Annotated in this window: 21 protein-coding genes, 1 tRNA gene and 1 pseudogene; 15 read left to right on the forward strand and 8 right to left on the reverse strand. The window is 68.8% G+C overall.

From position 1 onward, the window contains the following. The first annotated feature begins 15 nt into the window (after nucleotides 1–15). Both KGQ19_RS01485 and KGQ19_RS01490 read left to right on the forward strand, forming a co-directional pair. The gene (locus KGQ19_RS01485) at nucleotides 16–384 is read left to right on the forward strand and encodes a PadR family transcriptional regulator (protein WP_212007196.1); all 369 of its coding nucleotides are present in this window, start codon (nucleotides 16–18) and stop codon (nucleotides 382–384) included. 143 nt (nucleotides 385–527) lie between these two features. Continuing rightward, nucleotides 528–1361: a hypothetical protein gene (locus KGQ19_RS01490; RefSeq protein WP_212007197.1), complete on the forward strand. Its 834-nt coding sequence runs from the start codon at nucleotides 528–530 to the stop codon at nucleotides 1359–1361. Nucleotides 1362–1463: 102 nt separating this feature from the next. Here the strand turns inward: KGQ19_RS01490 and imuA' are convergent, their stop codons facing one another. After that, nucleotides 1464–2186 carry a DnaE2-dependent mutagenesis accessory factor ImuA' gene (imuA', locus tag KGQ19_RS01495; protein ID WP_212007198.1) on the reverse strand — a complete coding sequence of 241 codons (723 nt, stop codon included), beginning with the start codon at nucleotides 2184–2186 and terminating at the stop codon, nucleotides 1464–1466. A gap of 11 nt (nucleotides 2187–2197) precedes the next feature. Then, on the reverse strand, nucleotides 2198–2452 hold the full coding sequence (locus KGQ19_RS01500; protein WP_212007199.1) for a hypothetical protein: 255 nt from the start codon (nucleotides 2450–2452) through the stop codon (nucleotides 2198–2200). A gap of 919 nt (nucleotides 2453–3371) precedes the next feature. On the opposite strand from KGQ19_RS01500, the gene KGQ19_RS01505 reads away from it, so the two are divergent. From KGQ19_RS01505 to KGQ19_RS01525, 5 genes are all read left to right on the forward strand, one after another. Beyond that, nucleotides 3372–3887: a hypothetical protein gene (locus KGQ19_RS01505; RefSeq protein ID WP_212007200.1), complete on the forward strand. Its 516-nt coding sequence runs from the start codon at nucleotides 3372–3374 to the stop codon at nucleotides 3885–3887. A gap of 349 nt (nucleotides 3888–4236) precedes the next feature. After that, nucleotides 4237–5166: a TRM11 family SAM-dependent methyltransferase gene (locus tag KGQ19_RS01510; protein WP_212007201.1), complete on the forward strand. Its 930-nt coding sequence runs from the start codon at nucleotides 4237–4239 to the stop codon at nucleotides 5164–5166. After that, nucleotides 5163–5501, forward strand: coding sequence for a hypothetical protein (locus KGQ19_RS01515; RefSeq protein ID WP_212007222.1), 339 nt, complete (start codon nucleotides 5163–5165; stop codon nucleotides 5499–5501). Before KGQ19_RS01510 ends, KGQ19_RS01515 begins: the two co-directional genes overlap by 4 nt. After that, on the forward strand, nucleotides 5441–5668 hold the full coding sequence (locus KGQ19_RS01520) for a helix-turn-helix transcriptional regulator (RefSeq protein ID WP_212007202.1): 228 nt from the start codon (nucleotides 5441–5443) through the stop codon (nucleotides 5666–5668). The genes KGQ19_RS01515 and KGQ19_RS01520 overlap by 61 nt, the downstream gene beginning before the upstream one ends. A 66-nt stretch (nucleotides 5669–5734) precedes the next feature. Continuing rightward, on the forward strand, nucleotides 5735–7096 hold the full coding sequence (locus KGQ19_RS01525) for a tyrosine-type recombinase/integrase (protein WP_212007203.1): 1362 nt from the start codon (nucleotides 5735–5737) through the stop codon (nucleotides 7094–7096). 301 nt (nucleotides 7097–7397) lie between these two features. Here the strand turns inward: KGQ19_RS01525 and KGQ19_RS01530 are convergent. Together KGQ19_RS01530 and KGQ19_RS01535 are read right to left on the reverse strand one after the other, a co-directional pair. Continuing rightward, a tRNA-Ala gene (locus KGQ19_RS01530) sits at nucleotides 7398–7470 on the reverse strand. A 183-nt stretch (nucleotides 7471–7653) separates the two neighbouring features. Then, a complete protein-coding gene (locus tag KGQ19_RS01535) occupies nucleotides 7654–8070 on the reverse strand; it encodes a YidB family protein (protein ID WP_212007204.1) in 417 nt (138 codons plus the stop codon). Between the two features lie 203 nt (nucleotides 8071–8273). Here KGQ19_RS01535 and KGQ19_RS01540 point away from each other — a divergent pair, with 203 nt between their 5' ends. The 3 genes from KGQ19_RS01540 (at nucleotide 8274) to abc-f (ending at nucleotide 11967) form a co-directional block, all read left to right on the forward strand. Next, a complete protein-coding gene (locus tag KGQ19_RS01540; protein WP_212007205.1) occupies nucleotides 8274–9230 on the forward strand; it encodes an amidohydrolase family protein in 957 nt (318 codons plus the stop codon). Nucleotides 9231–9386: 156 nt separating this feature from the next. After that, nucleotides 9387–10097, forward strand: a complete 711-nt coding sequence (locus tag KGQ19_RS01545) for a TetR family transcriptional regulator (RefSeq protein ID WP_212007206.1) — start codon at nucleotides 9387–9389, stop codon at nucleotides 10095–10097. 244 nt (nucleotides 10098–10341) lie between these two features. After that, nucleotides 10342–11967: a ribosomal protection-like ABC-F family protein gene (gene abc-f / locus KGQ19_RS01550; protein ID WP_212007207.1), complete on the forward strand. Its 1626-nt coding sequence runs from the start codon at nucleotides 10342–10344 to the stop codon at nucleotides 11965–11967. Between the two features lie 33 nt (nucleotides 11968–12000). Here abc-f and KGQ19_RS01555 read toward each other — a convergent pair. Then, a pseudogene (locus KGQ19_RS01555) lies at nucleotides 12001–12423 on the reverse strand (MarR family winged helix-turn-helix transcriptional regulator); the annotation flags it as partial. 143 nt (nucleotides 12424–12566) lie between these two features. Then, entirely contained in the window at nucleotides 12567–13004 is a 438-nt protein-coding gene (locus KGQ19_RS01560; RefSeq protein WP_212007209.1) for an SRPBCC family protein, read from the reverse strand. A 166-nt stretch (nucleotides 13005–13170) separates the two neighbouring features. On the opposite strand from KGQ19_RS01560, the gene KGQ19_RS01565 reads away from it, so the two are divergent. The 3 genes from KGQ19_RS01565 (at nucleotide 13171) to KGQ19_RS01575 (ending at nucleotide 16128) form a co-directional block, all read left to right on the forward strand. Then, nucleotides 13171–14391 carry an NAD(P)/FAD-dependent oxidoreductase gene (locus KGQ19_RS01565; protein WP_212007210.1) on the forward strand — a complete coding sequence of 407 codons (1221 nt, stop codon included), beginning with the start codon at nucleotides 13171–13173 and terminating at the stop codon, nucleotides 14389–14391. After that, nucleotides 14388–15272, forward strand: coding sequence for an RNA polymerase sigma-70 factor (locus KGQ19_RS01570; protein WP_212007211.1), 885 nt, complete (start codon nucleotides 14388–14390; stop codon nucleotides 15270–15272). The genes KGQ19_RS01565 and KGQ19_RS01570 overlap by 4 nt, the downstream gene beginning before the upstream one ends. Nucleotides 15273–15363: 91 nt before the next feature. After that, nucleotides 15364–16128 carry a hypothetical protein gene (locus KGQ19_RS01575; RefSeq protein WP_307856310.1) on the forward strand — a complete coding sequence of 255 codons (765 nt, stop codon included), beginning with the start codon at nucleotides 15364–15366 and terminating at the stop codon, nucleotides 16126–16128. Nucleotides 16129–16148: 20 nt separating this feature from the next. Here KGQ19_RS01575 and KGQ19_RS01580 read toward each other — a convergent pair whose 3' ends face one another. Beyond that, a complete protein-coding gene (locus KGQ19_RS01580) occupies nucleotides 16149–17021 on the reverse strand; it encodes a DUF1003 domain-containing protein (RefSeq protein WP_212007213.1) in 873 nt (290 codons plus the stop codon). A gap of 356 nt (nucleotides 17022–17377) precedes the next feature. On the opposite strand from KGQ19_RS01580, the gene KGQ19_RS01585 reads away from it, so the two are divergent. Continuing rightward, entirely contained in the window at nucleotides 17378–18601 is a 1224-nt protein-coding gene (locus KGQ19_RS01585; protein WP_212007214.1) for an LCP family protein, read from the forward strand. A 67-nt stretch (nucleotides 18602–18668) separates the two neighbouring features. Here KGQ19_RS01585 and KGQ19_RS01590 read toward each other — a convergent pair whose 3' ends face one another. Continuing rightward, nucleotides 18669–19325, reverse strand: coding sequence for a Bax inhibitor-1/YccA family protein (locus tag KGQ19_RS01590; protein ID WP_212007215.1), 657 nt, complete (start codon nucleotides 19323–19325; stop codon nucleotides 18669–18671). Between the two features lie 151 nt (nucleotides 19326–19476). On the opposite strand from KGQ19_RS01590, the gene KGQ19_RS01595 reads away from it, so the two are divergent. After that, nucleotides 19477–20934 carry a class II fumarate hydratase gene (locus KGQ19_RS01595; protein ID WP_212007216.1) on the forward strand — a complete coding sequence of 486 codons (1458 nt, stop codon included), beginning with the start codon at nucleotides 19477–19479 and terminating at the stop codon, nucleotides 20932–20934. Nucleotides 20935–20972: the final 38 nt, after the last annotated feature.

The following is a 20972-nucleotide window of genomic DNA, read 5'->3' on the forward strand; positions in this document are numbered from 1 at the left end:
CGATATATATCGACCATGAGCTCATCGAGTGGCAGGACGGAGCAGACGTTCCAGATCCTGACGGCATTGGTCGACGAGCCGCTACACGGCTACGGGATCATTCAGGAAGTTGGCCGGCTCTCCGAGGGCCGGACGCAGCTTCGGGTCGGGACCCTATATGGCGCACTGGATCGGCTGACGACTGAAGGGCTTCTAGTTCTGGACCGTGAGGAGACTGTGTCCGGACGTCTGCGTCGGTACTACCGGCTGACGGACGCAGGCGCGCAGGTCCTCGCGGTTGATGCCGAGCGAATGGCCGCTCAGGCCCAGGTGGCGCTGGGTAGGTTGCGGGCGCGAAGGGCCGGGGGCCACGGCCGGGGAGCTATCGCGGGAGGGGCGGTATGAACATTCTGGAATGGCGGTATCGACGGCTTCTGGCCTTGTTGCCCAGCGGATACCGGCAGCAGCGCGGTGAGGAGATGCTCGGCACGCTGTTGGACGGCGCCGCTCCAGGGCAGCAGCGGCCGCGGATCGATGAGGCGGCGAGCGTGGCCGTGCTGGCGCTGCGCGTTCGTACCGGCGCTACCGCTCCCGAGGCCGCGCTGACGTCTTCAGGGTTCGCGCTGCGGATGATGGCGTTGGCCGGCACGTTCTACTTCGCGGTCGGCGGCGTCGTCGCGGCGGCGATGTGGGGCACGCTACCGCTGTTCCGCAGAGACATCCTGCACGGCGACCTGAGTGATCACGGGTACTGGAGTTACGTCGTCTACGCCCTGGTGGTCCCCGCCCTGTGGTTGGCGACGTTCATCCTCTTGCTCCAGGGGTCCAGGCGCACCGGTCGTGTCTTGGCTGTGTTGGCCTTCATCGGGACGATCATCACCGTGGTTCGCCAGCGCGACACGTCCGAAACAGCGGTCGTCGCCTCTATAACCGTCTTGGCCGTGCTGGCGTCCTTCATCAGGTCGGCTCCGCCGGTGAAGGGCCGCCGCTGGTGGGTCGGCACCCTGGCCCTGATCGGCACGACGGCGTGCGTCATGTTCGCAAAGCACGATGACGAAAGAATCGCGAACCTGGTCGAGATCACCGTCACAGCGGCGGTGCTCGCCATCGCAGTCCACGTCCAGAAGTCACCGGCCTGGCCGCTCGGGTTGTCGGCCCTTGGCTTGCCGTTCCTGGGCAACTGGGGATCCTCTGGCGGACTGAAGTGGATCATAAACAACTGGGGATACTTCTCCGGGCACTCCTTCCGACCCGCACTCGCGATCGAAGCCCTCTTCATCGCTGCGGCGATGTTCTCCGTGACACGGGTGATGGTCGGCGCGTGGTGGCCGAACCGCCTTGCCCCTCCCATCTCGGATACTGAACCGCCCACGGCCGCCTAACTAACTAGGGTTCGGAGACTGAAGGCGGCAGCAACAGTCATGTTGCTTAGCCTCCAGGCCACAGACGGATCTGACCAGCGCAAACGGAAGGACGGAAACGATTCATTGGTCTGCTAGCACTGGCGAGAGAACGGAGGGGAGCCAGAGTTCGGCATCGCGTGGGCATCCATGGGTGGCCCGTCCGGAAGCGCTGATGGTGACTCGGCGCCCGCCGAGGTTGCCGGTTCCGTCCCCGAGACCGGTCCACTGGGGGTCCCGCACCGTCAGCGCGATATGCGCTGATTCCCACAGCCCAGTGACTACGAGCACACATCCGCGCTGCCTGTTTGAGGGACGGACGCCGTTGGTGATCCGGCGCAGCTGGGCGGCATTAGGCGAGCGGGGCGCATGGAGCAACACGAGGTCTACCGCTCCGGCGAGCACGGCGGTGGCGTCGGGCCAGCGCTCTCCGGGCTCGTCGAGCATCAGCACCTTGGACAGGTCGGCGCCGAGGCCGGAGGCAGCGGCGATGCCGAAGTTCGGATAGCCGATCACCCCGACCCATGCGCCGCCGGCGGTGGCGCTGGCCACGAGTGAGAGCGTGAGGTAGGAGATGGCGCCGTTGCCGGCGAAGGTGCTGCCAGTCCGGGGCGGCGCGCTGACGATGGTGCCGCGGGCGAGGACACCGCCGGGGATCAGCGGGCGCAGGAGCGGGTGGAGGGGGATGTCGCCGCCGTCGGACGGTTCACGTCGTCGGACTTCGGGGGCGGTGCCGTTGTCGACCAGATGCTGCCGGAGGCGCGTGAGCTCGGCGTCGCGGTCCTGCCGGGGTAACGGGACAGCCATGACCCAGGCGGTCAGGCAGCCGACGGGTACACGACGATCGTGGCCGACGACCTGAGGGTGGCGTGGGGCAGTCCGTTGCGGGTGAGGGTGGCGACAAGTTCCTCTCGCGGGCCGCTCCGGCGGAGCCCTTCGCCGTGTGCGGTGATCGTGCCGGCCCGCGGGTCGATCGTGACGGCGACACCGAGAGGGAGTCCGTAGGCGGCTTCGAGGCGGACGATCTCGTGGGTGATGGCGTCAGCGATGGGCTGGAGGGGTTCGGAGGTCACCGATGCAGGGTATTCGAACAAATGTTCGCGGACAATGGAGCGAGCTACCCGTTCACTAGATCGGGTGACCTGTGACGTGACTCGGTACTTGACACAGCCATCACTGCGGCAGCGGAAGTCACTACGACAGCGGGCATCACGACAGCGGAAGTCACTACGACCTTGGGCACTACGACAGCGGTCACTACTGATGGGTTGGGGCCGTTAAAGGTGACGGCCTTGGCCCGCCGAGCAAGGATCCGCGCGCCCTTTCGGAGCGAGCGCTCTGGTGGCGTTTTGGCGGCGTGCCGGCTCCTCGGACCAGCTGTTGTTCCATCCCTGTGGCAGCCGCTTGCGCCATGGCAGTCCCGATGGCGGACACCCAGCTTTGATCGAACGGCTACCGCACAGACCCATGGCCGGCGATGGCGCGCGGCGCCGGTCCGCAACCGCCTAGCCGTGCCGTCCTGTTCGCTGCCGGTGCCACTGCGAGCGCGGCCGAGGCGTAGGTGGCGGGTACCATGGCGCGTTCGTCTATCCATGTCAACGCCGCCCCAGTACCAGCAGTCAACGCGGCGGCCGCGAGCATTACAGCGGAGCACATCGAGCCTATGGGCGCGTCTCTGAGCTTGCGCACCCACGTCCCCTGCCTGCACCGCCTCGCCCGGAGGCGATCCTAGAGCTGATTGAGACCGGCCATGTGGTGTAGGGCCTTGATTCCCTCAGGCCGAGGACGATGGGTGACTGGTCAGGCCACGGACAAAGGGTCCTGGCGCGGGCGGCTCATGCTGACGGCTACGTCATGGGCTGAGACGGTGCGAAGGATTGCCTATGAATCCGCCGGAAGGTAATGACGGGGGCAACTGGCGCCCCCATGATGGATCCAGTGACCTGGGGTGGTTGGTGCGTAGCTCTGAGTGCGACCGAGGGGGCAGTCTATATGGGGTACCGATGGGGATGGATTCAAATCCGGTGGCGGTATCCGAAGTACGGGCGAGGCCCGTACTTCTACGCACATCAGGAGTCATTCGAGTCCCCACAGCTGGCCCGTTGGAGCCTGCAAGCCCATCTGGACCGCTACGACGTCGCTTCGGCTGAAGGTATCGGTGCGTCATGGCTGCGTACGGCACCGGACGCAGCTGTAGAGATCTTCGTGTTTTGCCCGCCGACTGCATGGATCGTGTTCTCCATCCCGGACGGTGTCTCCATCGACCAGGCGGCCTATCTACACCGGCACCCCGGCTCGTGGATCTGGAACTACCTGCGCTCGGACGTTCAGCAGACCAACCAGATCTTCTGCAACTATCAGATCAACTCCGGCGCCAGCTCGACCTCCAACTACAGTGGCACTTCCAGCTCCACCTCCGCCTCTGGATGCCTACAAGCGCTTGTCTTCGCCTTAGGCAATGGTGGTGTGCTCGCCAGCGCTTGGACACATAGCCGGTGGGGAATCTGACGCCCGCGCGGTGAGCTCGACTGTCGCCTGTACGACGTGTCTAACCGGAGGCGCGGGTCGCGAACCACAAGACTGGCACGCCGTTGACGGATGATGCGGACAGGGCTGCCGGAACCCTGTGGCAGGACTTGTGTCACGGCCGCGGCTCGACAGGTGGAGCTGTGATGGCCTCGAGGCGAAGTAGTCCGGCCGTTCGAACAGCCCGGGCTGTCCGCAGCGCGAGCAGTCCGGCCCAAGCCCTGATCGGGGTCAACAGAGCAACGTAGACCCCGGTCCTGCACGCATCACCGGCCTTTGTCACCGAGCCGGCCCTCACCCGGAGGGCTGGGCGTGACGAAGGAGTCCCGGGTTGAACGCCTCACCACTGGTCCCCGACAAACCGCCGCTGTCCGTGTGGGCTACCGCCCAGGACGGTCCGCGGGCCCAGCGCCGGGGCCGCTACCTGCAAGAGTCGGAAGCACATCCGGCGAAGATGTTCCCGGCGATCGCCGCCCACGCCATCGCCTGCTACACCCAGCCTGGCGACCTGGTCATCGACCCCATGTGCGGGATCGGCACCACGCTGGTCGAGGCCATGCACCTGGACCGCATGGCCATCGGCGTGGAGTACGAGCAGCGCTGGGTCGACTTGGCGGTCCGGAACGTGGAACGTGCCGTCAACCGGGGCGCCGCGGGATACGGCACGGTCGTGCGCGGCGATGCCCGCGAGATCGAGCGGCTGGTCGGTGCCGATGCGCACGGCAAAGCCGCGCTCGTGCTGACCTCGCCGCCGTACGGGCCGGCGACACATGGCCACGTCAGAGCCTCCTTCGACGCTGACCAACCGGGTATCAGGAAGCGGAACCACCGCTACGGCGAAGATCGGAACAACCTGGCACGCCAAGGTGTAGACGGTCTGACCGACGGGTTCACCCGGATCCTGGCCGGCTCTCGAGCACTGCTACGCCCGGGCGGGTTCCTGGTCATCACCGCTCGGCCGTACCGCCGCACCGGCCGCATGATCGATATCCCGACCCTGGCCACACAGGCCGCCATCGCCGCCGGCTATGTCCTGCACGAACGGTGCGTCGCGCTGCTGGCGGCGGCGCGCGATGACGGGTTGCTGGCGCGTGCGTCCTTCTTCCAGCTGGTCAACGCCCGCAACGCGTTCGCCGCCGGAAACCCAACGCACGTCACCGCGCACGAGGAAGTGATCGTCGCCCGGCCCCGCGATGAGGACGTCGGCTGTGGCTGCGTGCCCTCCGTGCCTCTCGCACCGGAGGGACGGGGGGACGCATGAAGAGCGCAGAGGCCGATGACGACGGCGACCTGTTCGGTCAACTGGCGATCTGGCTGACTCAGGACTTCCCGCAGGAAGTCACTTCAGCAGGATCTGATGATTCCGGTCCAGATCGGCAGAAGTCGAGCTATGGTCTGCCTGCACCCAGCACCGATCACATCATCGACGTGGGCAGAAAGGATCCTAACTCAGCCAAAGGGCTGATCGATCGGCTGGATGCACACTGCTGCATCACGCCCCCGGCAGGACCGCAGGCCTCAAACGGGGAGTGCGTATGCCGCCCAGGCACGTCCCAGTCCGCAAGCCCCGAAGCTCAGCTGACGACCCCCTACTGAGCATCCCCCAGGTCATCGCGGAACTCGGGATCAGCCGGGCGACCTTCTACCGCTGGCGGTCCCTGCGCAAAGGACCGACGGGCCTTCGCCTGCCCAACGGCTCCATCCGCGTCCGCCGCTCCGACCTTGACGCGTTCCTCGCCACATGCGAGGAGCCCCGTCACTGACCTGACCACACCAATTGCGGCTCGGCAGCCTGAGCTGCCGAGCCGCCCGCCCTACGGGAGCACCACGTGAACACCTTCGACGTCCGTATCTGGAGCATCCTCACACGTGTGCGGACCAAGAAGACCACCTATCAACTGCGCTGGGTCGTCAGTAAGCGCATCTTCTCCGCCGACTTCGATACCAAGGCGCTCGCCGATAGCCGGCGTGCGGAACTGTTGTTGGCCCAACGTCGTGGCGAAGGGTTCGACACCGAATCGGGGCTGCCCGAATCCGAAGCCCGTAAGCACAAGTCGGATGTCACTTGGTACGACCATGCCGTGGCGTTCCTGGACATGAAGTGGCCGGCCCTGGAAGCCGGCAGCCGCCGCGCTCTGGCGACGTCGCTGGCCACCGCGACCCTCGCGCTGGTCACCGACCAGCGGGGCATGCCGGACTACGACGACGCGTTTACAGCCCTGGTCAACTGGTCGTTCAACCGGCATGCCCGCATGGCCGGCGACCCGTCGGCCGAGTTCGCCGCAGCGATCGACTGGGTCCGCGGGCACTCGGTGCCCATCACGGCGTTGCGCGAGCCACGGACGGCGCGGGCAGCATACGACGCCACCACGACCAGCCCTTCCGGGCAGCCATACGCGGCCAACACCTATAAGAACAAGGTCAAAGGCCTGAACGGCGCTATCAAATACGCAATCGAACTTGATCTACTGGAGCGTAACCCACTGGATCGGATCAGCACGCCGCCACCGCGTACCACCACCGTGGTCGACAGCCGCGTGGTGATCAACCCGACACAGGCCCGCACGCTGCTCGCGGCGGTCGGACAGCAAGGTACGACCGGTGCGAGGTACGTCGCGTTCTTCGCGACGATGTACTTCGCAGCTCTACGTCCCAGCGAGGTCTTGGCACTGCGCAAACAGGACTGCTTCCTGCCCGAGAACGGCTGGGGGCGTCTCCGGTTTGCCGAGTCCAGCCCGTACGCCGGGGGCGCCTGGACCGACAGCGGTGACGACTCGCCACGCAAAGCCCTCAAACACCGTGCCAAGCACGAGAGCCGAAACGTTCCAGCTCATCCGGAGCTGGTTGCGCACCTGCGAGCGCACATCGAGAAGTTCGGCACGGCTCGTGACGGCCGGCTCTTCGTTCGCGCGAACGGAGGTGACATCCGTTATGCGACCTTCGCCAATATCTGGTCGATGGCCCGTAAGGCCGCGTTCTCGTCCGAGCAGTTTTTCTCTCCTCTCGGCAAGCGCCCCTATGACTTGCGTCATGCTGCGGTTTCAACGTGGTTGAACGCCGGCGTCAGTGCGCCGCAGGTCGCCGAATGGGCCGGCCACAGTGTCGACGTCTTGCTCTCCGTCTACGCCAAATGCATCGACGGGCACGAGCAACGGGACATCCGCCGCATCGAAGATCAACTCCGCGACTAGACGTCTACCGAACGTGCCATCAGGTATCGGACGTGGTGGTGTGGTCTGCTCAGTGGGTGTATCGGGGCACTGACAGGGGGTTCACCCGGATTAGTGACACCGCTCACAGCCGGGCGCCGGCAAGCCGCCGGGGACTGGCTCGCGTATGGCTCGCGATCTTCGATAAGAGGTGATCGATAGTGAGCCGTGGCGAGACAAGTTCCTTTGACGTGCTATCCCGAGAAAACCGCCCCGACCTGGGCGGCATCGCCCTGAGCAGCAAGGTGGCGCCCCCGTTTCCGAGGGCGCCACTTTTACTATGTGGAGCTTAGGGGACTTGAACCCCTGACCTTTTGTCTGCCAGACAAATGCTCTACCAACTGAGCTAAAGCCCCATCTGGTCCCCCGGTGAGATCGTCCGATCGATCTTGCTGATCTCCCCGGCGGGCGTTGCCTATATTAGCCAGAGCTGCCGGTGGATGGGAAATCGATTCGGGACCTGGGGGTTTGGGCGTGGCGCGGCCGGGCCCCGGGGTGCGGGGTCCGGCCGTGGGGGTGGTGCCTTCGGTGGTGGGTCTTTACATCGCCGGGGGGCTGGTGCGGGGGGCCTGGCCTGTGGCGGCGGTGCCCATCGCGGTCGCGGCGTTGGTTGTGTTCTGGGCGCCGGCCACGTTGTCCTTGATGGACTGGGGGTTGGGGAGTTGGCCGTCGGGGGTCATCTTGTCCACCATGCCGGGGAGCTTGTCGGCCATGGCCTGCGCCGCCTGCTCGGGGGTGGTGCCGGCCTGCTGGGCGATCTGCTCCATCTGGTCCTGGCCGATGGCCTGGGTGACCTGGTCGGCGTTGACCGGCTTGTTCTCGCCCTTGCCGATCCAGGACTGGACCTGCTCGCCGATGCTGCTCTTCTTCAGCTTGTCCAGGGCCTCGCTCATGCCGCCGCCGACGTTGTCGGTCAGCTGCTTCCAGAGTTTGCCCAGGTCCGGGGTATCGGCCATGGCGTTCCGCCTTTCGAGGAGGGCCCGGGCCGGGTGGCGTCGGGCCGTGTACGCGGGTCTTGTACGAGCCTTCGGTACGGCAGCCCGGGGTGCGCCGGTGGAGGCAGCCGTTCGGGGTAGCGGCGGCGTCGGCTTCGTCCGGACGGCCGGGTGTGGCGTGGTCCCGGGACGCCGCCCGCGCGCCATGCCGCCAGCCTGGCGGCATGAGAGTCGACGTCCACGCGCACCTGTTCCCCGCCGTCTACCTGGACCTGCTGGACGAGATGCGGGGTGACGGCGGCGACGGCACGCGCGAGGTCCGGGAGCTGGGCGGCGGTGACAGTGAGCGGGAGCTGGGCCTGCGGCTGGCGGCGATGGACGCGGTCGGCGTGGACGTGCAGCTGCTCTCGACCTGCCCGCAAGGCCCCTACACCGGCGATCCGACCGCGGCGGTGGAGGCGGCCAGGTGTGCGAACCTGGCGCTGGCGCACACCGCGGCGCAGCACCCCGACCGCTTCCGTGCCCTGGCCACGCTCCCGCTGCCGCATATCCTGGCCTCCGTCGACGAGCTCAACCGGGCCATGGAGCAGGACGGCATGCCGGGCGCCGCGGTCGGCACCTCGATCCTCGGCCGCCCCCTGAGCCACCCCGACTTCGAGCCGGTCTTCGCCGCCCTGAACAGGCGCAACGCGGTCCTGTTCGTGCACCCGAACGGCGACTCGGCCGGCTCCTCGCTGATGCGGGCGGCCAAGCTGGACTGGGTCATCGGCCACGCCGCCGAGGTCTCGACCGCGATCCTGCAGCTGTTCCAGGCCGGCCTCACCGTCAAATACCCCGGCATCCGCGTCATCGCCCCGCACATGGGCGGCTACCTGCCGTTCCTCATCCAGCGCCTGGACCGGCACCGGGACTGGTACCTGCCGGACGACGCCCCGAGCGCCGGCCAGCTGATGCGCGGCATCGCCTACGACACCGCCAACCCGCTCCCGGCGGCCCTGCGCCTGACCGCGGAGGTCGTCGGCCCCGACCGCCTGTTGCTGGGCACCGACTACCCCTTTGAGCAGGGGCCTTCGCTCCGGGACCACGTCGAGTACCTCTTCGCGGCCGGGCTGGCGGATGAGCAGGCGAAGGCAATTGTTGATATGAACGCGGCGGCTTTCCTGGGAATGAACCACACATAGCAAGTGGGGGATGAACCACGCGAAGCAAGCAGAAGCAGCCGGAGACGTAGCTGGAGATGTGGCCACGGATGCAGTGGCAGGCACGGCCGCGGGCATTATTGTGACGCAGCACGCACCGGCTTCGGGTGTCCCCTCACGTGGTGTTACCGTCCACCCATGCCCGCCGACCAGCCCTCCGCCGAGCCCCGCCCGGCGATGCGCGACGCCCTGGTCTCGGCGGCCCTGGCCCTCTTCGCCGAACACGGCTTCGACGCCACCACGGTCGACGACATCGTGGCCCGGGCCGGGGTCGGCCGCCGTTCCTTCTTCCGCTACTTCCCCTCCAAGGAGTCGGTGGTCTTCCCCGACCACGAGGGCACGCTCCGCCGTATGTCGGACTTCCTCGCCGACGAGTCCGGCTTCGCCGAGGATCCCGTGGCCCGGGTCTGCGACGCCGCCCGCATGGTCCTGGCCATGTATGCCGCCGACCCCGAGTTCTCCCTGGCCCGCTACAAGCTGACCCGCCAGGTCCCGGCCCTGCGCACCCATGAGCTGTCCGTCGTCCGCCGCTACGAGAGCGCCCTCGCCGCCTTCCTGCGTACCCGCTACGCCGGACGCGCCGACGGCGGCCTCCGCGCCGATGTCGTCTCAGCAGCCGTAGTTGCCGCCCACAACCACGCGCTGCGCGGCTGGCTCCGCTCCGACGGCCAAGGTGACCCCGCCGAACTGGTCGAGCACGCCCTTGGCTGGGTCTACGCGACCTACACCGACGACGTCCCCTCAGCCCCCGGCATCGCGGAGCCGGAGGACGAGGTCATGGTGGTCGTCGCGCGGCGCGGGACCCCGATGTGGCGGGTCGTGCAGCAGGTCCGGGAAGCCTTGGACTGAACCGTCCAGGAGCCGTCCAGGAATCGTCCAGGAGCCATCCAGGAATCGCCAGGGCCGAATAATCGGGTCCGCTCGGAGACGCGGCGCGTGTTACGTTGCTGAACGTCCCGACCGAGGAGGCCGACATGCTGAGCGACGACATCACCCACTGATGTCCCGGGCCGCCGAGCGCGTTCTGATCATCTGATCCGCGACTCGAACGCCCTCTCGTCTCACCTCGTCGCTTCTCCTCGAAGGCACCTTCATGGCATTTTCCCCCGTCGTCGTCTCCGCCTTGTCCTTCACCTGGCCCGACGACACCCCCGTCTTCCACGACCTCAGCTTCACCGTCGAGTCCGAACGCGTCGGCCTGGTCGCCCCGAACGGCGCCGGCAAGTCCACCCTGCTCCGGCTGATCGCCGGCGCGCTCACCCCGACCGCCGGCTCGGTCACTGTCGACGGCGAATTCGGCTACCTGCCGCAGGACCTGCCGCTGACCGCCGGCCGCACGGTCGCCGAAGTGCTCGGCGTCGCCGACGTGATCGCCGCGCTGGACGCGATCGAGGCCGGAGACACCGACGAGCGGCACTTCACCACGATCGGCGATGCCTGGGACGTCGAGGACCGGGCCCGCGTGGAACTCGACCGGCTCGGCCTCGGAGACGTCTCCCTCCGGGAACCGCTCGGTACGCTCAGCGGCGGCCAGGTGGTCTCGCTCGGGCTGGCCGCGCTGCTGGTGCGGCGGCCGGACGTGCTGCTGCTCGACGAGCCGACCAACAACCTGGACGCCGACGCCCGCCAGAAGCTCTACGGCGTCCTGGACAGCCTGCGCGGCTGCGTCCTGGTGGTCAGCCACGATCGTGAACTGCTGGACCGGATGGACCGCATCGCAGAGCTCGAAGGCGGCGAGGTCCGCTTCTACGGCGGCAACTTCAGTGCATATGAGGAGGCTGTCGCGGCTGAGCGGGAGACCGCCGAGCGCAACCTGCGCAACGCCGAACAGGACCTCAAGCGCGAGAAGCGGGAGATGCAGCAGGCGCGCGAGCGGGCCGATAGGCGGGCCAGTAACGCGTCGAAGAACCTCAAGAACGCCGGGCTGCCCAGGATCTTCGCCGGGAACATGAAGCGCAGCGCCGAGAAGTCCGCGGGCACGGCGCAGACGATGCACGCTTCGCGGGTCGGCGAGGCCAAGGAGCGTGCCGACCAGGCCGCCAAGGCGGTACGCGCCGATCAGAGCATCGCGCTCGAACTGCCGGACACCCGGGTCCCGGCCGGCCGCACGCTGTTCGTCGCCGAGCAGGTGCGCAAACGTCTCGGCGAGACCGAGATCTTCGCCGGCGACGGTGTGGACCTGACGATCCGCGGACCGGAGCGCATCGCGCTGTCCGGCGGGAACGGCTCGGGCAAGTCGACGCTGCTGCGCCTGATCGACGGCGATCTGGAGCCCGACAGCGGGACGATCCGGCGCGCCGAGGGACGCGTGGCGTACCTGTCCCAACGGCTGGACCTGCTGGACGACGACCGCACGATCGTCGAGAACTTCGCGGCCTTCGCGCCGTCGCTGCCGGACTCGCAGCGGCTGAACGTCCTGGCGCGATTCCTGTTCCGTGGCGCGCGTATTCACCTGCCGGTGCGGGTGTTGTCCGGGGGAGAGCGGCTGCGGGCGACGCTGGCTTGCGTGCTGTATGCCGAACCCGCCCCGCACTTGCTGCTGCTGGACGAGCCGACGAACAACCTGGATCTGGTCAGCGTGGGGCAGTTGGAGAACGCGCTGAACGGATATCAGGGGGCGTTCATCGTCGTCAGCCACGACGAGCGATTCCTGGCGGAGATCAAGGTGGAGCGGCGGATCGAGCTGGCCGGCGGCCGGCTGGGACGGCCGAAAGCCTAGAGGGCGCCGCCCGGCCGCCAAAGCCGCACGCTCTCAGCCGCCGTCCTCGATGCGGGCCAGCTTGGTCAGCATGCTGATGGTGTGAGAGCTGGTCACCGGATCGAAGAACACCGCGTCGGTCGCTTCGACAGCGGCCATGGCGCGCGGCGCGAGGTCGGCTCCGATCGGCGTCACGCGCAGGCGGCGCGCGCGGGTGTCGGCCGGGTCGACCTCGCGGGTGATCAGGCCCTTGGTCTCCAGGGTGCGGATCACCTGCGAGGTCATCTTGACGTCGGTGCCGGCCTGCTCGGCGACGGTCGCCTGGTTCGGGACCAGGCCCTGCTCGTTGAGCCAGTAGGTGCAGGCGAGCAGGACGAACTGGACGTGGGTGAGGTCCAGCGGAGCCAGAACCGCCGCGATTTCGCGTTGCCAGCTGAGGGTGACGCGCCAGAGGAGGAAGCCGGGGTGGTCGGCGGGGCCGCCGCGGGTGTCACGGGTGTCACGGGTGGCACGGGTGCCACTGGTATCGGGGTCACTGCGGCTGCTTGGGTTGCTGCCGCCGGGGTTACCGGGGCTGCCAGAGCTACCGGGCTTGCCAGGGCTGCTGTCGGACTCAGCCATCAGGCGCGCGCCGCCAGCTCGAGCAGCTTCCCGACGACCTCCGGGAAGTCGGCACAGATCTGCGGCCCCAGCTCCGGCCCGACCTCGTCGGCCGCCTCGCCGGTGATCTCGGTCCGGTAGACCACCTTCGTCCGACTGTCGCCGGCCTCCCCGATCAGACCGATCTCCTCGATCAGGTGGTGCGTGGTGATGACCAGCTCCGGCAGCTCGCAGACGTCGACCCAGGCCTGGTCCGGCACCACTTCGGTGATGGTCATCCGGATCGGGTCCTGGCCGGGCGGCGTCATCGTGAAGCGGGTCCCGGCGGCGAACGGCCCGTCCATCTCGACCTTGCCGGCGCCCTCGTTCCACGTGTGCCAGCCCAGCGGATCGGCCCACAGCGTCCACACGGCGTGCGGGGTGACCTCGGCCTCGGCGCTGAATTCGTAGTTCCACACGGCGTGCCCCTCCCGTCGGCGAATTACTCTACGCACAGACTATCTGTGCACAGTCTACCTCGTCCAGTGTGACCTGCGCCACATCGCGTCACAAAAATCGATCACCCGGTGTCCTGGGGCCGAAGAGCGAGAACCCGCCGAAGAGCGAGAATCCGAGAGGGACACCATGCACATCGAAGCGCTCACCGAAACGCCCACCGAAGTCGTCGTGATCGGCGGCGGCTACGCCGGCGTCATGGCCGCCAACCGCCTGACCCAGCGGGACGACGTGAACGTCACGCTGGTCAACCCGCGCCCGGACTTCGTCCAGCGCATCCGGCTGCACCAGGCCGTGGCCGGGACCCACACCGCGCTCGCCGACTACGGCAGAGTCCTGAATCAGCGGGTCCGGCTGGTGGTCGACAGCGTGACCCGGATCGATGCCGCGAACCGCACTGCGGCGCTGGCCGACGGCGAGGCGCTGCGCTACGACTACCTCGTCTACGCCGTCGGCAGTGCCAGCAGCGGCGCGGACGTGCCCGGGCTCGCAGAGTCCGGCTATCCGATCGCGAGCCTGGAGCAGGCGAAGCGGTTGAAGCCGGTGCTGGACGCCCAGCCGAGGTCCGTCGCGGTGACGGTCGTCGGCGCCGGTCCGGCGGGCATCGAGACCGCCGCCGAACTCGCCGAGCAGGGCCGTGCGGTGACGTTGGTGTGCGGCGGCCGACTCGGCCCGTCGCTGCCCGAGAAGGGCCGGGCTTCGGTGGCGCGGCACTTGGCCAAGCTCGGCGTGCGGGTCGTCGACGGCGCCGGGTCGGTGGTGACCGCGGTGGAGCGGGACGCGGTGCGGCTGGCCGACGGCCGCGAGCTGCCGAGCGCGATCACCGTCTGGGCCGCCGGGTTCAGCGTCCCGGATCTGGCCGCGCGCAGCGGTCTGAGCACCGACGCGGTCGGTCGGCTGCTCACCGACGAGACGCTGACCAGCGTGGACGACCCGCGGATCGTGGCGGCGGGGGACTCGGCGGCGCCGTCCGGGATGCCGCTGCGGATGAGCTGCCAGTCGGCGGTGCAGCTCGGCCCGCAGGCCGCCGAGACGATCCTGGCCCGGCTCGCCGGTCGGGAGCCGGCGGCGATCGACGTGGGCTTCGTGGCGCTGTGCGTCAGTCTGGGCCGGCGCGCGGCGGTCTTCCAGATGTTGCACAAGGACGACACGCCCAAGAACATCTACATCGGCGGCCGCGTCGGCGCTCGGATCAAGGAGTTCATATGCAGGGGCACGGTCTGGCAGCTGAAGACGGAGGGCCGCAAGCCGGGCAAGCACACGTGGTGGACGAAGGACGCCGAGCGCCGGGAGCGGGTGCAGGCGCTGGGGGAGGAGGCTCTGCGGGAGAAGGCGCTGACGTCGCGATGAACCCGGTCGCCACCGAGACCTTCGTCAGCCTGCGCAATCTGCTGTTCACGGTCGCCTACGAGGTCCTCGGTTCGGCCGCCGACGCCGAGGATGTGTTGCAGGAGACCTGGCTGCGCTGGGTCGAGGTGGACCTGGACCAGGTGCAGGACCAGCGTGCGTACCTGATCCGCATCACCACGCGGCAGGCGCTGAACCGGCTGCGGACAGTGAAGCGGCGGCGTGAGGCCTACGTCGGGACCTGGCTGCCCGAGCCACTGCTGACCACGCCGGACGTGGCGGAGGACTTCGAACTGGCCGAGAACCTGTCGATCGGGCTGATGCTGGTCCTGGAGACGCTGTCGCCGACCGAGCGCGCGGTGTTCGTCCTGCGCGAGGCGTTCGACGTGGACTACGACGAGATCGCGGCGGCCGTCGGCAAGACCCCGGCGGCCGTCCGGCAGATCGCGCACCGGGCCCGGCGGCACGTGGACGCGCGGCGCCCGCGCACGTCGGCGTCGCAGCGTACTGCGCAGGCGGCGGTGGCGGCGTTCCAGCGGGCGCTGGAGACGCAGGACATGCAGGGGCTGATGGACGTGCTCGCACCGCAGGCCGTGCTGATCGGCGACGGCGGCGGGGTACGGCGCGCGGGGCTGCGGCCGATCAGTGGCGCGGAGCGGGTGGTGCGCTACGTGCTCGGCGGGATCCGCAAGGCGGGGGTCGAGGTCACGACCGAGCTGACGGACGTCAACGGCCACCCCGGGCTGCTGGTGCGGGTGGACGGCGTGCTCGACGGGATCATGGCGCTGCACGTCGAGGGGGAGCGGGTCGCCGGGATGTACTACGTGCTGAATCCGGAGAAGCTGACGCGGGCCGGGGTGGAGACGGCGGCAGTGGCGCGGTGAGCTCTCACCTGCGAGGTCTTCGCAGGTGAGAGCTCCTTGCAATGGTTGCTCATATTCGTCAATGCGAAGATGGGAAGCTATGCTGGGGGCCGTGAAGACGCTTCCCGCCTTGATGCTCGCCGCCGCCGGAGTCGGGTTCGGCCACGCGGTCATGCCCGATCACTGGATGCCGCTGGCGGTGTTGTCCCGGACCCGGCGCTATTCGACGCGGCGGACGGTGCGGCTGTCGCTGGCGGCCGGGGTCACGCATGTGCTGGTCTCGCTGTTGCTCGGTGCGGTGCTGATCGTGGTCGGGTTGCAGTTCCGGGACACGGTGTCGCGGCACACTGATTTGGTGATCGGGGGGATTCTGCTGGTCACGGGGTTGGTGTTCTTGGCCATGGAGCTTGGCGGGCGCGGTCATGGGCACAGTCATGGGCACAGTCATGGGCCTGATGGTCACGGCCACGGATCTGATGGCCATGGCCACGATGACCACAGCCATGATGACCACAGCCATGGCGCTGGCAACGACCACCGCGACCACGACCACCATGAGCGCGACCAGGGCCGAGACCACAACAGAGACCACAACCGAGGCCGCTTCGCCGTCCTGATCCCCTTCGGCGCGGCAGCCTCCCCGGACCTCACGATCCTTCCGGTTTTCCTAGCCGCCGGAGCCCTGGGCACCGGCGCCGCGATCGGCTCCCTCACCGCGTTCGCCGGGGCCACCATCGCCACGATCGTCGGCCTGACCGTGGCCGCCGCGGCCGGGGCCAAGCTCGTGACCGCCTCCTGGATCGACCGCGGTGCCAACCTGCTCACCGCCGGTACGCTGCTGCTCGTCGGCGGTCTCGTGGCGACGGGCCTGATCTGACCGGCTGATCGGACCGGTGCTCACGCCGGCTCCTCCGTCCCACACGCCGACATGTGCTCCACCACATGCCGGATGGCGAGGTCCTGGGCCCGCAGGTGTGCCTGTAGCCGCTCGCAGGCGTGCAGCACCGCCTCGGCGTCGCGGAACGTCATCTCGGCGCGGCGGTCGGCGGCGCGGCCGATGACCTGCTGGCCGAGCATGATGACGAACATCAGCAGCAGCTGCGCGAGGCTGGACAGGAACAGCAGGAACGCGAACGGGTACGGGTCGAAGTGCAGCAGGCCGGCCTCCGCCAGCACGATCCACACCAGTTGGAACGCCGCCGCCAGATAGAAGGCCCTCATGCTGCCGCAGCGCTCCGTGATCCGGGCGGCCAGGCGTGAGTTGAGGCCGATGTGTTCGTCGGCCATCGAGGGCGGGGCGGCGAAGCGTTCGGCGGCGGCGGTGAGCTGGAACTGTTCGGTCTCGTCCAGTACCACGCACGCCGCCAGGTGCCGGTCCTGGGCGATCAGGTGGTTCTGGATCTGTGCGCAGTCGTGCAGGATCGCCTCGGCGTCCTCGAAGGTCTGGACCGCGCGCCGGTCGCCGGTCCGGCCGAGGATCTGCTGGCCGAGCAGGATGACGAAGACCAGCAGGAGCTGCGCCACGTTGCCCAGGAACAGTATGAACGGGTACGGATACGGGTCGAAGCCGAACAGTGCCCGCGAGCCCAACAGCATCCACACCGCGGTGACCGCCACGCACGCGTAGACCGTCCACATCGACCCCAGCCTGCGGGTGATCCACGCCGCGAGCCGTCCGCTGATCCCGACGTACTCGTGCTCGATACGGGCGTGGCCGTGCCGGCGCCGCATGTGGACGTGCGGGTGGCGCATAGACGTGTAAAGGCTCACAAACGCCTAAAGTAGCTGAACCCCCTCACACACCCAGGCGTGTCGCCCGCGGCCGACGCCGCCTCACGCGGTTTGCTGGATCTGTGCACGAACCATCAGCGGGAACGCCGAACGCCGCCGGAGCCCAGGGTCGGGACGCGCAGGGGTGGGAAGCCCAGAGTCGGGAAACCCTGAGCCGGGACGCACAGGGGCGGGAAGCGCAGCGTCGGGAAGCCCAGAAGCGGGGAGCCCAAGGGCCGCGAGGACCCCGCGGTCCCCAAGGCCCCCAAGGCCCCCGGCCCGGACCCCGGGTCCGGCCTCGCCAGCCCGAGCCCCGGAGCCGGCGCTCCCGCTGGCTGTGGGCCACGGCCTCGACCATGTCGATGTCGGTGCTGCTGATCAGCGTCACCGGAGCGTGGCTGCGGGCCGCGGTGGACGGCGGCTTCCAGCGCTCGGCGGCGCTCGGCGGCACCATCCCCAAGTCGCACGACGGCTCGGTCAACATCCTGCTGATGGGCCTGGACTCGCGCAAGGACAACCAGGGCCACGACCTGCCGGCCGCGATGCTGGACAAACTGCACGCCGGCTCCTCCAGCGACATCGGCGGCTACAACACCAACACCCTGATTCTGCTGCACGTCCCGGCCGACGGCTCACCCGCCACGGCGGTCTCGATCCCGCGCGACGATTGGGTCGACATCCCGAACCTGGGTTGGCACAAGATCAAGGAGGCGTACGGCCGGGCCAAGGCGGCGCAGGAGACCACGCTGGTCAAGACCCCCGGCGGCCCGACCGGGGACGCGCTGGAGGCCGCGGGGCGGGAGGCCGGGCGGGCCTCGGCGATCGCCGCGGTGCAGAGCCTGCTGAACGTGCCGATCGACCACTTCGCCGAGGTCAACCTGGCCGGTTTCTACGACGTCGCGGTGGCGCTCGGCGGGGTGACCGTGTGTCTGAACAAGGCGGTGCAGGACGACTACTCCGGTGCCGACTTCCCGGCCGGGGTGCAGACCCTGGACGGCTCGAAGGCCCTGGCCTTCGTCCGGCAGCGGCACGGCCTGCCCGGCGGCGACCTGGACCGGACCCGGCGGCAGCAGGCGTTCCTGTCCGCGGTGCAGCGCAAGCTCGCCGATGACGGCGTGCTGTCGGACGTCGGCAAGCTCTCGGACCTGATCGACGCGGTGAAGCGGGACGTCGTGGTGGACGACAGCTTCGACGTGCTGTCCCTGATCTCCAAGGCCGGGAGCCTGAAGGCCGGCCGGATCCAGTTCCACACGCTGCCGATCGAGGGCTTCGCGACCCGGGACGGGGAGGACGTCAACCTGGTCGATCCGGCGAAGATCCAGGCGGCGATGAAGACGTACCTCTCGGATGCCAAGTCCGGGACGGCCGGCGATGCGGGCACCGGCGATGCGGGCGATGGGACTGGCAGCGGGACAGGCACTACTTCCGGATCCAGCGCAGGCACCGGATCCAGCACAGACACCAGCTCCGGCAGCGGCGCCAGCAGCCAGCAAGACTCGGTCGTGCGGGCCGGACTGGCTGCCGCGCCGCGGCAGCAGTCCGACACCACGACCAAGGACGGCATCGCCTGTGTGAACTAGTCCGGACTAGCCCCCACCTAGTCCGGACTAGCCCACATGGAGGTGCGGCGGCGCCGGGAGACAGCGGTCAGTTCCGGCGCCCGCCCCCGCCGAACAGGCTGAGGAAGAACAAGAACACGTTCAGGATGTCCAGGAAGATCGACGCGGCCAGCAACGGGGCCGAGGCGATGTTCTGGGACCGGCGCAGCCGCTGGAAGTCCACCAGCGTGAACCCGGCGAAGATCACCAGGCCGGCCACGCTGTAGATGACCGAGGCGTGCGGGATGTTCACGAAGATCGCGACCACCCCGAAGACCAGCAGCGCCACCAGGGCCCAGAAGCTGGCCCGGGCCACTCCGGACAGGTCGCGCTCGGTGGCGTACCCGGCCGAGCCCAAGGCGCCGATGAACAGCGCGGTCGCGGCGCCGGCCTGCCACAGGGCCTTCGGGTTCGCGGTCGCGTAGTAGACCAGCGTCGGGGACACCGCGATGCCCATCAGCAGGCCGAAGGCGCCGAGCAGCACCACCGTGGCCTGCGGTGAGCGCGCGGCCGTGAAGCGCATCGCGATCAGGCACACGAAGGCCGCGATGAAGCCGATGAAGACCGCGGCGTTGGACAGGTTCCGGCCGGCGTAGGCGCCGAGCGCGAACAGTGCCGCCGTGGCGGCGACGAAGGCCATGGTGCGCGCGAACAGGGTGTTCGTCGAGATCCCATAGCCGCGTCGGGGCATTGTCGTGTCGTACACGGTCACCTCCTACCCCCGGTCGGGGGCGTTCAGTAGTGCGGGCCTGCTGGCCTCCATGCTCTCCTACCGGCGGGCCTGCCCGGAAGGCACAGTCGACGCTGGGCCGCTAGCGTTACCGCATCGGATTCTGGTGTCCCGGACTGGAGGTCGCATGACGGACTCGGAGCAGCGGACCCCTCCGGAGATTCTGAACCTCCCGGTGGGCATCGAGGCGACCGGCACCCGACGCGAGACCGACGCGATGGGGGCGATCGAAGTCCCCGCCGACCGCTACTGGGGCGCCCAGACCCAGCGGTCGCTGGAGCACTTCACGGTCGGCGACGACCACATGCCACAGGGCATCCACCACGCCTACGGCTACGTCAAGATGGCCGCGGCCCTGGTCAACGGCGAGGCCGGACGGCTGCCGCGGTGGTTGGCCGACCTGATCGCCCGGGTCGCCGCCGAGGTCGTCGCCGGCGACCTCGACGAGCACTTCCCGCTCTACGTCTGGCAGACCGGCTCGGGCACCCAGACCAACATGAACGTCAACGAGGTCATCAGCAACCGCGCCATCCAGCTGGTCGGCGGCACCCTGGGCAGCAAGTCCCCGGTCCACCCGAACGACCACGTCAACCTCGGCCAGTCCTCCAACGACAGCTTCCCGACCGCGACCCACGTCGCCGCGGTGCTGGCGTTGCGGAACCACGTGCTGCCCGAGCTCAGGACGCTGCACGCGGTCCTCGACGACAAGGCGCGGCTGTGGGCCGACGTCCCCAAGACCGGCCGCACGCACCTGCAGGACGCCGTCCCGCTCACCGTCGGCCAGGAGTGGTCCGGCTACGCGGCGCAGATCGCCGCCGCGACCGACCGGCTGGAATCGGCGCTGCCGGGTCTATACGAGCTGGCAGCCGGTGGCACGGCCGTCGGCACCGGCCTGAACGCCCCGCCCGGCTTCGCCGAGCGCTTCGCCGCCGAACTCGCCCAGCTGACCGGCGAGCCGTTCGTCACCGCGCCCAACAAGTTCGCCGCGCTGGCCGGCGCCGAGGCGATGGTCGCGGCCTCGGCCGGGCTGCGCGGCGTGGCCACCGCCCTGCTCAAGATCGCCAACGACATCCGCTGGCTCGGCTCCGGCCCCCGCAACGGCCTGGGCGAGCTGCGGCTGCCGGAGAACGAGCCGGGCAGCTCGATCATGCCCGGCAAGGTCAACCCGACGCAGTGCGAGGCCACGATGATGGTCTGCCTGCGGGTGCTGGCCGACGACGGCGCGCTGGCCACCGCCGCCGGTATGGGCAACTTCGAGCTCAACACCATGCGACCGCTGATCGCATCCTCCTTCCTGCATTCCGCGCGGATCCTCACCGACGCCGTCCGGAACCTGCGGGTGTACTGCCTGGAGGGCATCGAGCTGGACCGGGACCGGATCGACCGGGACCTGGGGCGCTCGCTGATGCTGGTGACCGCACTGACGCCGGAGATCGGCTACGACCGCGCGGCCCAGATCGCGCACACGGCCGACGCCGAGGGCACGACGCTGCGCGAGGCGGCGGTGCGGAGCGGGTGGCTCACGGCCGAGGCGTTCGACGCGATCGTCGATCCGCGGAAGATGACCGGGCAGGGCGAGGGCTGACGGGCTGACGGGTAGGGCGGGGAGGGCGGGGGAGCGAA

Source organism: Catenulispora pinistramenti (assembly GCF_018274385.1).
Taxonomy (GTDB): domain Bacteria; phylum Actinomycetota; class Actinomycetes; order Streptomycetales; family Catenulisporaceae; genus Catenulispora; species Catenulispora pinistramenti.